The 12,072-nt window shown below is 71.1% G+C and carries 8 protein-coding genes; 4 read left to right on the forward strand and 4 right to left on the reverse strand.

Going from position 1 to position 12,072, the window contains the following annotated elements:
* Window positions 1-37: 37 nt before the first annotated feature.
* Window positions 38-2,293 (forward strand): penicillin-binding protein 2, encoded by a 2,256-nt coding sequence (gene mrdA / locus ACFVVX_RS00310; protein WP_387939695.1) that lies wholly within the window; start codon window positions 38-40, stop codon window positions 2,291-2,293.
* Window positions 2,290-3,489 carry a rod shape-determining protein RodA gene (gene rodA, locus ACFVVX_RS00315; protein WP_387939697.1) on the forward strand — a complete coding sequence of 400 codons (1,200 nt, stop codon included), beginning with the start codon at window positions 2,290-2,292 and terminating at the stop codon, window positions 3,487-3,489. The genes mrdA and rodA overlap by 4 nt, the downstream gene beginning before the upstream one ends.
* A 166-nt stretch (window positions 3,490-3,655) precedes the next feature.
* On the opposite strand, the gene ACFVVX_RS00320 is transcribed toward rodA, so the two are convergent.
* Entirely contained in the window at window positions 3,656-4,969 is a 1,314-nt protein-coding gene (locus tag ACFVVX_RS00320; protein WP_387939699.1) for a M14 family zinc carboxypeptidase, read from the reverse strand.
* Between the two features lie 487 nt (window positions 4,970-5,456).
* Here ACFVVX_RS00320 and ACFVVX_RS00325 point away from each other — a divergent pair, with 487 nt between their 5' ends.
* Window positions 5,457-7,418, forward strand: a complete 1,962-nt coding sequence (locus ACFVVX_RS00325) for a TIGR03960 family B12-binding radical SAM protein (RefSeq protein ID WP_387939701.1) — start codon at window positions 5,457-5,459, stop codon at window positions 7,416-7,418.
* 337 nt (window positions 7,419-7,755) lie between these two features.
* On the opposite strand, the gene ACFVVX_RS00330 is transcribed toward ACFVVX_RS00325, so the two are convergent.
* The 3 genes from ACFVVX_RS00330 to ACFVVX_RS00340 are packed head-to-tail and all read right to left on the reverse strand — an operon-like array spanning window position 7,756 to window position 10,403.
* Window positions 7,756-8,283: a hypothetical protein gene (locus ACFVVX_RS00330; RefSeq protein ID WP_387939703.1), complete on the reverse strand. Its 528-nt coding sequence runs from the start codon at window positions 8,281-8,283 to the stop codon at window positions 7,756-7,758.
* Window positions 8,284-8,300: 17 nt separating this feature from the next.
* Window positions 8,301-10,010, reverse strand: coding sequence for an alpha/beta hydrolase (locus ACFVVX_RS00335; RefSeq protein ID WP_387939705.1), 1,710 nt, complete (start codon window positions 10,008-10,010; stop codon window positions 8,301-8,303).
* Window positions 10,011-10,013: 3 nt separating this feature from the next.
* Window positions 10,014-10,403: a hypothetical protein gene (locus ACFVVX_RS00340; RefSeq protein WP_387939707.1), complete on the reverse strand. Its 390-nt coding sequence runs from the start codon at window positions 10,401-10,403 to the stop codon at window positions 10,014-10,016.
* Between the two features lie 491 nt (window positions 10,404-10,894).
* Between ACFVVX_RS00340 and ACFVVX_RS00345 the strand changes: the two genes are divergently transcribed.
* Window positions 10,895-11,695, forward strand: a complete 801-nt coding sequence (locus ACFVVX_RS00345) for a TIGR03936 family radical SAM-associated protein (protein ID WP_387939709.1) — start codon at window positions 10,895-10,897, stop codon at window positions 11,693-11,695.
* Window positions 11,696-12,072: the final 377 nt, after the last annotated feature.

The following is a 12,072-nucleotide window of genomic DNA, read 5'->3' on the forward strand; positions in this document are numbered from 1 at the left end:
TGAATTCCGGACCCCAGCACTCTGGAGCGCACGAGACGTGAGCAACATCCCCGAGACCGGCCGTACCCGGCGGGTGACGATCCGTCTGGTGGTGCTGCAGATCCTGGTCCTGTCGCTGCTCGCCACCCTGGGCGGACGGCTCTGGTACCTGCAGATCCGCAACGCCAGCGTCTACACCGCCAAGGCGACCGGCAACCACATCCGCGAGGTGGTCGAACCCGCCGTGCGCGGCGAGATCCTGGACGCCTCGGGCCGCATCCTGGCCGGCAACGAGACCCGGCTGGTGGTCTCGGTCAGCCGGACCTCGCTGCTGCAGCAGAAGGACGGCGGCAAGGCGGTGCTCGGCCGGCTCGCCGAGGTGCTCGGCATGCCCGCCAAGGACGTCCAGGAGAAGGTCCGGCTCTGCGACGCCAAGACCCCGCAGCCCTGCTGGAACGGCTCGCCCTACCAGCCGATCCCGGTCAGCAAGGAGGCGACCACCCAGCAGGCGCTGCAGATAATGGAACGCCGCGAGGACTTCCCCGGGGTGACCGCGCAGCCCACCGCCGTCCGCCACTACACCGGCGTCGAGGGCGCCAACATGGCCCAGGTGCTCGGCTACCTCTCGCCGGTGACGGACGAGGAGGTCAGCAAGACCGCCGACAAGACCGGACTGGACCGCTACCTGCCCGCCGACCAGATCGGCCGGGCCGGCCTGGAGTCGGTGTACGACCGCGACCTGCGCGGCACCGCCGGGATCACCAAGCTGGAGGTGGACAACCTCGGCCGGGTGATCGGCAACGCCGGCATCGTCGAACCGAAGACCGGCGACAACCTGGTGACCAGCATCGACGCCCGGGTGCAGAAGGTCGTCGAGGACAACCTGGTGCAGGCGATGGCCGACGCCCGGAAGACCTTCGACAAGGTGACCAACCGCAACTACGAGGCCGACTCCGGCGCCGCCGTCGTGATGGACGTGCACACCGGGCGGATCGTGGCGATGGCCAGCGCCCCGACGTACGACCCCAACCTGTGGCAGGGCGGGATCTCGGGCAAGGACTACCAGTCGCTGACCAGCAAGGAGTCCAACTTCCCGCTGCTGAACCGGGCCATACAGGGTCAGTCCGCCCCCGGTTCGACCTTCAAGGTCATCTCCACCACCGCCGCCGTGCAGGCCGGCTACTCGCTGGACGGGACCTACCCGTGCCCGAAGAGCCTGACCATCGGCGGCCGGGAGTTCAAGAACTTCGAGAGCGAGAACTTCGGTTCGATCTCGCTGGAGAAGGCCCTGGAGGTCTCCTGCGACACCGTCTTCTACGGGCTGGCGTACGACCAGTGGATGAAGGACGGCGGCATCAAGCCGAAGAAGGAGACGGCGGACTGGTTCTACAAGACCGCCCACCAGTTCGGCCTCGGTGCCAAGACCGGCATCGACCTGCCGAGCGAGGTCACCGGCCGGGTGCCGGACCGGCAGTGGAAGCAGTCCTTCTACGACAACAACAAGGACGCCTGGTGCAAGCAGGCGGAGAAGGGCGGCACCACCTTCTCCGACCAGATCGCCCGGGAGAACTGCGTCGACGGCTACCAGATGCGGGCCGGTGACTCGGTCAACTTCGCGATCGGCCAGGGCGACACCCTCGTCACCCCGATCCAGATGGCCCGGATCTACTCGGCGCTGTCCAACGGCGGCACGTTCTACCGGCCGACCGTCGCCAAGGCGGTGATAAGCCCGAGCGGGGAGCTCGTCCGCGAGATCGCCCCGCACGAGGACGCGAAGTTCCCCGGCGACCAGAAGCTGCTGAGCTACATCGACCAGGCCACCGCGGGCGTCGTCACCGGCGGCACCGCCGCGTGGAAGTTCACCGGCGCCGGCTGGCCGCAGGGCAAGATCGAGCTGCACGCCAAGACCGGCACCGCCGAGGTCGAGGGCAAGCAGACCACCTCGTGGCTGACCACCTACAGTCGCGACTACGCGGTCGTGATGACGATAAGCCAGGGTGGCACCGGCTCCGGCGGCTCCGGCGACGCGGTCCGCCGGATCTACCAGGCGCTGTACGGCGTGGACGACAAGGGCAACGTGGACAACGGCAAGGCCCTGCTGGTCAAGCCGCAGGCGGAGCTGCCGAAGTTCAACCCGGACGGCACCGCGATCCTCAAGCCGGCCGCCTTCACCGAGGCCGGCGACCCGGGTGTGACCGGCGCCGCGCCGCGGGTCTTCCTGGACCCGGTGCAGCCCACCGGTCCGTCGACCCCCCTCACCGCGGCGGCCGCCGCGCTCGAACCCAACCGGGGCACCGGAAGGAGCCGGGTATGACCTCGTACGGCTCGTACCGCCAGCTGCGGCTCGCCCCCCAGCGCGGCGGGGCGTCCAAGGCCCTCGCCAAGGACTCGCCGCTCTGGCGGCTGGACTGGATACTGCTGCTGGCCGCGCTGATCCTGTCGCTCGGCAGCTCGCTGCTGGTCTGGTCGGCCACCCGCGGGCGGGACTCGCTCACCCACGGGGACCCGCAGTACTTCCTGTTCCGGCACCTGACCAACGTGCTGATCGGGCTGGTGCTGTGCGCGGTGGTGATAGCGATAGGGAGTCGGCGCTTCCGGACCCTGGTGCCGTTCCTGTACATCGGCGTGATCCTGCTGCTGGCCGCCACGCTGAGCCCGCTCGGCTCGACCATCAACGGCCAGCACTCCTGGATCCAGCTCGGCGGCGGCTTCTCGATCCAGCCGGCCGAGTTCGCCAAGCTGGCGATCGTGCTGGCGATGGCCGTGGTGCTCTCCGACCAGGTGGACGCGGGGGAGCGGGAGTTCCCCTCGCACCGGGCGGTGTTCCGCGGGCTGGTCTGGGCGACGCTGCCGATGGCGGTCGTCATGCTGATGCCGGACGCCGGCTCGGTGATGGTGATGGCCGCGATCGTGCTGGGCATCCTGCTCGGTTCGGGCGCGGCCAACCGCTGGGTGCTCTGCCTGCTGCTGACCGGCACGGCCGGCTGTGTGGCGGTCTGGAAGCTCGGGGTGCTGAGCAAGTACCAGATCGACCGCTTCGCGGCCTTCGCCAACCCGGCGCTGGACCCGTCCGGCGTCGGCTACAACACGGCGCAGGCCCGGATCGCGATCGGCTCGGGCGGGCTGACCGGCAAGGGGCTGTTCCACGGGACGCAGACCACCGGCCAGTTCGTGCCGGAGCAGCAGACCGACTTCGTGTTCACCGTGGCCGGTGAGGAGCTGGGCTTCCTCGGGGCGCTGGCGATCATCCTGCTGGTCGGGGTGGTGCTCTGGCGGGCCTGCCGGATCGCCCGGCACGCGACCGACCTGTACGGCACCATCGTGGCGGCCGGGGTGATCGCCTGGTTCTCCTTCCAGGCGTTCGAGAACATAGGGATGTGCCTGGGCATCATGCCGGTCGCGGGCATCCCGCTGCCGTTCGTGTCGTACGGCGGGTCGTCGATGTTCGCGGTCTGGCTGGCGATCGGGCTGCTGCAGGCGGTGCAGAGCCAGCGGCCGATAGCGGCCTGACGAGCCCGCTTCCCGGGGCCGGTCCGGATCCTCCGGGTCGGCCCCGGGCTGTTGTGAGCGGGTCGGTGCGGGCGGGTCGGCGGGAACGGGTCGGTGCGAGCCGGGTCGGCGGGAACGGGTCGGTGCGAGCCGGGTCGGGTCGGTGCGGGCCTCGCCGTGAGACGGCTCAGGGCCGGCGGCCCGGGGCGAGGCACTCGGCGGCGGCGAACACCGCGCGGGTCTGGTGGGTGATCTGGGTGTCGACCGGGACCCAGCGGGCGCCGAAGCGGTGGCGCAGCCGGTCGGAGCTCTCGGCGACGATCCGCTCGGCCCGCCGCCGGGCGGCGGCCACGGCCGGGCCGTCGGTGTCGGCCAGCAGGCGCAGCAGCATCGACGCCACCCGCAGCGGGATCCGCTCGGCGGCGATCCCCACCGCGGCGACCCGGGAGGCCGAGAGCGGCCGGGGGCACCACCGGGCCAGCCACTCGTCCGCGAGCTGCGGGCAGACCCCCAGGTTGAACTCGGCGGTGCGCACCAGCGGGCCGTACGCCGCCCTGGCGTGCGCCGGGACGTGGCCGAGCAGGGTGGTCAGCTCCTGAGCGCGGTCCCGCAGCGACCGGGCGGCGGTGCCCACCGTGCGGGCGACCTCCGGGTGCGGCCGGGTGTCGCCGACCGCCTCCACCGCCCACATCGGGACCTCCAGGACGGCCGTCACCCCGCCGTACCGCCCCGCGTACGACCAGGTGGACAGCGCCGGATCGTCCGGCAGGGCCTGCGGGAGGCCGTCACGGCCGGGCTCCGGCAGCACGTAGGTGCCGGGGGCCGGGCTGTCCCAGCCCGCCGCGTCGTACGCGTCGACGTCCAGCGGGATGCCCGCGCGCGCCACCGACCGGGCGAACCGCTCGGCCAGCCCGGGGACCGGCCGGGTCAGCTGGACGAACGCGCCGCCGAAGTCCACGCCGTGCAGCGAGCACTGCAGGAACGGGCGGAGCTCGTCGATCAGGCCGGTCAGCACCACGCTCTCGGGCATCGGCGCGCGGCCGGAGCCGGCCGACGGCAGGAACTCCGGCTGCTCCTCGTAGGCGGGCCGGTAGAAGTGCTCGTAGTGCCGGCGCAGGGTGAGCGGCCCGTCCAGCCAGCCCTCGTTGAGCGCCGCGCCGTCCGGGTCCAGGCAGAGCAGGATGTGCCAGGGCACACCCGCGCCGCCCGGCGGCACCGGGCGGCGCAGCAGCTCGCCCGTGATCCGCAGGGCGCTCGCCGGTCCGACCGGCTCGTTGGGGTGGGGCCCGCCGACCACCAGCACGCCGCCCGGCCCGTCGCCCACCGAGACCAGCACCAGCGGGCGCCCGGCGCGGGAGCGGCCCACCTCGCGCACCCGGCAGCGGCCGGGGTGGAGCTGGGCCAGGCCGCGGGCGGCGGCCACCGCCTGGGCCACCGTGGGATACCGGTCCGGGCGCGGCGGCAGAGCGGCGTGGCTCAGCCGTCGACCGGTGTCGGTCATGACTCTCCTTGCCTCGGTCTCGGGCGGGCGGACCCGGGGGCGTCCGGTCCCGGGCGGGTTGCCGGTGGCGGTCCCCGCGTCCCCTCCGGCCCGGACGCGTCCCTCCGGCCCGCACCCGGGCCGCCGGCCTCGGCCGGGGCGGCCGGCGCGGGTTGCCGCGTGCATGGCCAACTTCCTTGCCCCGATGGTGTGCAGGACCTCCCGGCGGAGCCTTGCCAGTAGCGCACGGGCCGTCCGAGCGTGTCAATGACCGTTGTTCGAAGGATGGTGGGGCGGTGTCCACGTGTCGGGGTGCGCGCGGTCGCCGGGCACCGGGCACGGTGGGTGGCCGACCGGTCGCGCGGGCGCCGGTCCGCACCGTCGGCCCGATCGGACGCCTCCGGGATTCGGCTACCCTTGAGGGTCACCCCTCCCAGCCGTCGCCGACCGTCCCGATACGGGATTCGATGCGCGCGACACCTCTCATCGTCGTAAGGGTTCCTAGTACATGACTGTCGAATCGGTCTTCCCACGCCTGGAGGCCCTCCTCCCGCACGTCCAGAAGCCGATCCAGTACGTCGGCGGCGAGCTCAACTCGACCGTCAAGGACTGGGACGCCTGCGACGTCCGCTGGGCGCTGATGTACCCCGACGCCTACGAGGTGGGCCTGCCCAACCAGGGCGTCATGATCCTCTACGAGGTGCTCAACGAGCGCGAGGGCGTGCTGGCGGAGCGGACCTACAGCGTCTGGCCGGACCTCGAGGCGCTGATGCGCGAGCAGGGCGTCCCGCAGTTCACCGTGGACGCCCACCGCCCGGTCAAGGCCTTCGACGTGTTCGGGCTCTCCTTCTCCACCGAGCTCGGCTACACCAACATGCTGGCCGCGCTCGACCTGGCGGGCATCCCGCTGGAGGCCCGCGACCGGACCGACGACGATCCGATCGTGCTGGCCGGCGGCCACGCCGCGTTCAACCCCGAGCCGATCGCGGACTTCGTGGACTGCGCGGTGGTCGGCGACGGCGAGCAGGCCGTGCTGGACATCACGGAGATCATCCGCGCCTGGAAGGCCGAGGGCCGCCCGGGCGGGCGCGAGGAGCTGCTGCTGCGCCTGGCGCGCACCGGCGGCGTCTACGTGCCGCGGTTCTACGACGTGGAGTACCTGGCCGACGGCCGGATCGCCCGCGTCGTGCCGAACGCCCCCGGCGTGCCGTGGCGGGTCTCCAAGCACACCGTCATGGACCTCGACGAGTGGCCCTACCCGAAGCAGCCGCTCGTCCCGCTCGCGGAGACCGTCCACGAGCGGATGTCCGTCGAGATCTTCCGCGGCTGCACCCGCGGCTGCCGCTTCTGCCAGGCCGGCATGATCACGCGCCCCGTGCGGGAGCGAAGCATCACCGGCATCGGCGAGATGGTCGAGCGCGGGCTGAAGGCGACCGGCTTCGAGGAGGTCGGCCTGCTGTCGCTGTCCAGCGCCGACCACACCGAGATCGCCGACGTGGCCAAGGGACTGGCCGACCGCTACGCCGCGGACAAGATCGGCCTGTCGCTGCCCTCCACCCGGGTCGACGCCTTCAACATCGACCTCGCCAACGAGCTCTCGCGCAACGGCCGCCGCTCGGGGCTCACCTTCGCCCCCGAGGGCGGCAGCGAGCGTATGCGCAAGGTGATCAACAAGATGGTGTCGGAGGAGGACCTGATCCGCACCGTCGCCACCGCGTACGGCAACGGCTGGCGCCAGGTGAAGCTGTACTTCATGTGCGGTCTGCCCACCGAGACCGACGACGACGTGCTGCAGATCGGCGAGATGGCGAAGAACGTCATCCAGAAGGGCCGCGAGGTCACCGGTCAGAACGACATCCGCTGCACCGTCTCCATCGGCGGGTTCGTGCCCAAGCCGCACACCCCGTTCCAGTGGGCCCCGCAGCTGTCCGCCGAGGCCACCGACGCCCGCCTCGCCAAGCTGCGGGACTCCATCCGCGGCGACCGCAAGTACGGCAAGAACATCGGCTACCGCTACCACGACGGCAAGCCGGGCATCGTCGAGGGCCTGCTCTCGCGCGGCGACCGCCGGATCGGCGCCGTCATCCGCGCGGTCTACGACGACGGCGGCCGCTTCGACGGCTGGCGCGAGCACTTCTCCTACGACCGCTGGATGGCCTCCGCCGAGAAGGGCCTGGCTGGCACCGGCGTCGACGTGGACTGGTACACCACCCGCGAGCGCACCTACGAGGAGGTGCTGCCCTGGGACCACCTGGACAGCGGCCTCGACAAGGACTGGCTCTGGGAGGACTGGCAGGACGCCCTGGAGGAGGTCGAGGTCGACGACTGCCGCTGGACCCCGTGCTTCGACTGCGGCGTGTGTCCTCAGATGCAGACCGAGATCCAGATCGGCCCGACCGGTGTGAAGCTGCTGCCACTGGCCGTGGTCAACGCTCCCACCAGGGAGAACGCCGGACATACGCACGGGTGAGACCCTCGAGGAGTTGGCTCGAATCCGCCCTGTCGGAGCTTTTCGACGGGTAGGGCGGAGGAGGTCCGGCTGGTGCGTCAGCGGATGCTTCTGCCTGACTCCCGCAGTGCCGTGGACATCGTGAGCCGCATCGAGCGGGTCTGAGATCCTGATCACAGGACCGGCGCCCGTCCCGACCTTCGGGAAGGGCGCCGCCGCGTTGTGGCGCCGTCGGCGGGGATGCGCTGCGCGATGAGAACGGCCACGACGGTGCCGGTGGCCAGCGGCAGAGGGGCGCCGCGCTGCTCGAGGCTGCCGACCGGGAGCACGGTGACCTTCGCACTCTCACCGAGCGTGGTCAGCTGCTCGCCGAAGCCCCCGGGCCGGCGCCGCGTTCGACGCAGGGGGCGATGACGGTCAGGTACAGGGTGTCGGGCGCCGTGTCGGGCTGGCCCACCACGACCGAGGCGGTGAACCTGTTCGCATCGTTGGAGAGGTCCAGTCGCCGGTCGTCGCTGTGCTTGACGGAGAAGCCGTCCTGCTTCAGCCGCTGCTGTACCGCCTCGAAGACGCCGTGCACCTTCGGCCCGGGGATCCCGCGCAGGTCGTACGTGATGTACGGCATGTACGTCGAGGGAGAGCCGGCCGGCCCGACCTCGCACTCGTCCTTGTCCACCAGCGGCTCGGCGACCTTCACGGTGTCCTTGTCGGGGAGCACGGCGAGCGCGCCGGAGGCGTACGCCTTGACCTTCCCCTCGGCCTGGCCGAGGTTCATCGACGGGGTGTCGCTCCCGCAGGCGGAGAGGGCGAGGAGAACCGTGGGCAGCAGGCACAGCAGGGCGGCGCGCGCGGTCCGCCCGCCACCGGCGGTCCGCCCGTGTGGCACGGGTTGCGAGGATCGACTCATGAGACCGGCTTTCCGGCGATGACCTGACCGAACGCCATCCAGGACGGCGTCTTCGCGTTCCAGTAGTGGTCGTGGTCGGAGTCCTGGGACGGCAGGTGCTGCGCACCGAAGGCCGGGTTCATCGGGTCGCGCCCGAAGCGCAGGTGGTAGTCGTCACCGAAGGGGTTGTAGTTGCCCGGGGAGAACGGGTCAGGCGTCCAGTCCGTGATCGAGTCGCCGCCGCCGAGCACCGCGTACACCTTGGACGGGTCCATCTTCGTCCCCTTCGCCAGGTCGGTGTTGAGGTCGGACGCCTTGTCGACGCCGACGCCGGGGCTTCCGGCGAAGACCACGCTGTCCACGGGCAGTCCCTTGTCACGCATGGCGTAGCCGACAACCGTTGTGCCGTAGCTGTGGCCGATGATCGTGTTGTGGGACGGCGACCCCTGGTGGGTGGCTCGCAGGCCGGTCTGGAAGTCGTAGAGGTTCTGCTCCGCGTCCTTGGCGTATCCCTCGTAGGCCGCGTCCGGGACCACCTGCGGGAAGCCGGGCCTGGCCGACTGCGGTGCCGTGTAGTTCACGTAGGCGATCGTGGAGACCTTGCCGCCGGGGCTCGCCAGCATCGTGCTGCGGTACATCTCCTTCGCCTTGTCCATGGTGCCGCCCACCCCGCCGAGTCTGGACTCGGTGCCCGGGACGAAGGTGGCCACGTGGTCCGCGGTGTCCGGGTCGTTCAGCGCGAGGATCGCGCGGCCTCCCGGCGCCGCTGCGTCGAGCCCGAGCAGGAACGGCCTCGGGTCCTTTTCGGTGACGGGCAGGTCCAGGCGGTCCTGGAGCGCCTTGAGACCCTTCAGCTTGTCCTGCAAGGCGTCACGCTGGGCCTTCCAGACGATGTGGTCCGGACTCTCGGTGGCCCCGTACGGGGTTCCCGTCACCGAGAGGGGCTCGGACTTCTCGAGGTCGCTGAGCTGCTTCTGGAGGTCCGCCTGGGTCCGGGTCAGGTTCAGGCGATTCGCCTGGTCGCGGACGGCCGCGGGGACTCCGTCGAGGTTGCCGAGCTGGTCGGGGTTGTCGTGGAGGAACTTCTGCTGCTCTGTCCCGGTGAGGCCGTCCCACCACTTCTTGACGCTGGCCGGGTCGGTGCCCTTGGCGGGTATCTGCTCGCGGGCGGTCTCGGCGGCCTGGTCCTTCGCCACCATGGCGGCGTCCAGGCCCATGCCGTTGCCGGCGTTGGCCGCGAAGTGGTTCAGCCGCGCGCTGATCTCCTGGTCCGCGTGGTCGGCTTCGTTCAGCGCGGCGGTGATGCGGTTGCTGATGGCGATGGCCGTCGTCTCGGCGCCCGCGCCCGGGTAGTTCGGGGACGTGGGTTCCTTGTCCCAGGTGATGGTGCCGTCCGGGGCCACGTTGAGCTTCGCGGTCTTGGCGTCGTCGAGGGCGTAGACCAAGTGGGCCTGGGCCAGCGCGAACTGCTCGGCGGCCTTTGCAAGCGCCTTGCTGACGAAGCCCAGTTCCTGCTTTGCGGAGTGGAGTTCGGTTCCCAGGAACTGGATCCGGGCATGGGCGTGGTCGGACGCGGTGCCGGTCCACTGCGAGTGGCTGAGCCGGTCGACGACGTCGTGCTGCCAGGACTCGATGTGCTGGACGAAAGCTGAGGAGAGTCTGTCGAAGGCGTTCTTCGCGGTGGTGATGTTGTTGATGTTGGCGTCGTAGAGCGTCTTGATGTCCATCGGCTACTGGGCCTTCCCATCGGTCGGGGCCAGCACGGTGCCGAAGGGGTCGGGTTCGCCCGGAGCCGACGCCCCGCCTCCCTGGCTCTTGAGGTGCCCGTGGATGTCCTTGTCGACCTGCCGGTAGTACCCGGCCGAGGTGGCGAGCTTGGAGCCGACATCGCTCATGTCGCCGCCGAGCCTGTCCAGCAGCGTCTTCCAGTTCGCGCCGCAGTCGCGCACCGCGGCGGCTGTGAGCCAGCCCCGCAGGGAACTGGCGGCCTGACTGCACGGCTCGGTGAGCTTCGCTGTCTCGCCCGGTATCAGGCCCCCGATGTGCTGCGCGCTCTGTCCGCAGCCGTCCAGCTCGGTGGGATTGACCTTGAACTCCAAGGCCGCATCAGGATCCGCCACGTTTCCCCCCGTTGGCTCCGGATCCGGTCTGTCGCCCGGCTCCGAGATCATTTGGCCCCGAATGCTAACAAGGAGGACGTAGGGCAACCGCGGTGGCCGCGTTCACCCACCGGTCCTCCGTGTTCTCGGGGTCGACCTCCCATTTCGGCGATCAGCTTGTCCAGGGTCTCCTCAGCCTGTTCGCGGGTGAAGGAAGAGTGAATCGGGACTTCGAAACCGGCAGCCGGGCCCAAGCTCCCCGATCACAGCGGAGGAGCCCTTCCCGGGGTGCCGGGGAGGGCTCCTCCGTGTGTCGGGAGTGTGTGGAGGGCGGGGCGTCGTGGGTGGCCGGCCGGGCAGGGGCGGAGTGCGGGGGGTTCGCGGGCGCGTACCCTTTGAGATGACAGAGTCCGGACAGTGGCGGAAAAGCGCCATGACGGACGCGGACAACTGACTAAGGACTGAGCGACCTGGCACGCCGTACGCCCGACGGTCCGCCGCCCGCACCGACGGTGCAGCGGATCCGTCTCCGCTATACCAAGCGCGGCCGGCTCCGCTTCACCAGCCACCGCGACTTCCAGCGCGCCTTCGAGCGCGCGCTGCGCCGGTCGGCCGTACCGATGGCCTATTCGGCAGGCTTCACTCCGCACCCGAAGGTGTCCTACGCCAACGCCGCCCCGACCGGGGTGGCCAGCGAGGCGGAGTACCTGGAGATCGGTCTCGCGGCCGTCCGTGACCCGGAGGCGCTGCGCGCGCAGCTGGACGAGTCACTGCCGAACGGTCTGGACGTCATCGACGCGGTCGAGGTCCGGACGTCGAACTTCGTGGAGCGCCTGGAGGCCTCCGAGTGGCAGGTCCGGCTGGACGGTGTCACGTCGGAGGAGGCGGCCCGCGCGGCCGCCCTGTTCCTCGCCGAGGAGCGGGTCGAGGTCGAACGCCGTACCAAGAACGGTGTGCGGGTCTTCGACGCGCGCGGCGCGGTCGCGGCGCTCGAAATCCTCCCGCCGCAGGTCGACGGCGGTACGGACACGGACGGCGGGGGGCCCCGCGATGTTCGGACGGGCGGTGCCTGTGCGATACTGCGCCTGGTAGTACGACACGCCACACCCGCCGTACGACCCGACGACGTATTGTCCGGTCTCCGTGTGACGGCCGACCTGGCGCCGCCGGTCCCCGCAGAGGTGACCAGGCTGGCGCAGGGGCCGCTCGACGAGGAGACCGGCACGGTGACCGACCCGCTGGCGCTCGACCGCGCCGCGGCCCCGGCCGGCCCAGTGGCGGCCGGCGAGCCGCGCGCAACCGCGTCCGCCTAGCGGGCGGAGGCCGGGTTCCCAGTACCTCACTGGGCCCGATGGTCCTCCAGGCCCCCGCGGCTCCCCAGGGGAGCGAGCGTCGTCGAAGCACAGGCCGGCCTCTTGCGGCCCGCCGACCCGGATGGTCGGTGGGCCCGAGGACCCCGTCCGGGAGCCACCCGGGGTTGGGGGACGGCACAGCTTGGGAAAACCTCAGAAGACTGGTCAGACCAGAAGACTTTCGACACCCCGCCGCGTGCGGGGCGCCGAGCGAGACTACGAGCCCCTGTGCGGCCTCGCGTCCGCACGGCGGCACCGTGAAAGGGTCCGGCCCGAGCATCGTCCGCGATGCCGGCCGGCCGCCGGTGCCCAGCCGTGCCTGGATACGGAGCCCGGGG

This window comes from Kitasatospora sp. NPDC058170 (assembly GCF_042883905.1).
In the GTDB taxonomy this organism is placed as follows: domain Bacteria; phylum Actinomycetota; class Actinomycetes; order Streptomycetales; family Streptomycetaceae; genus Kitasatospora.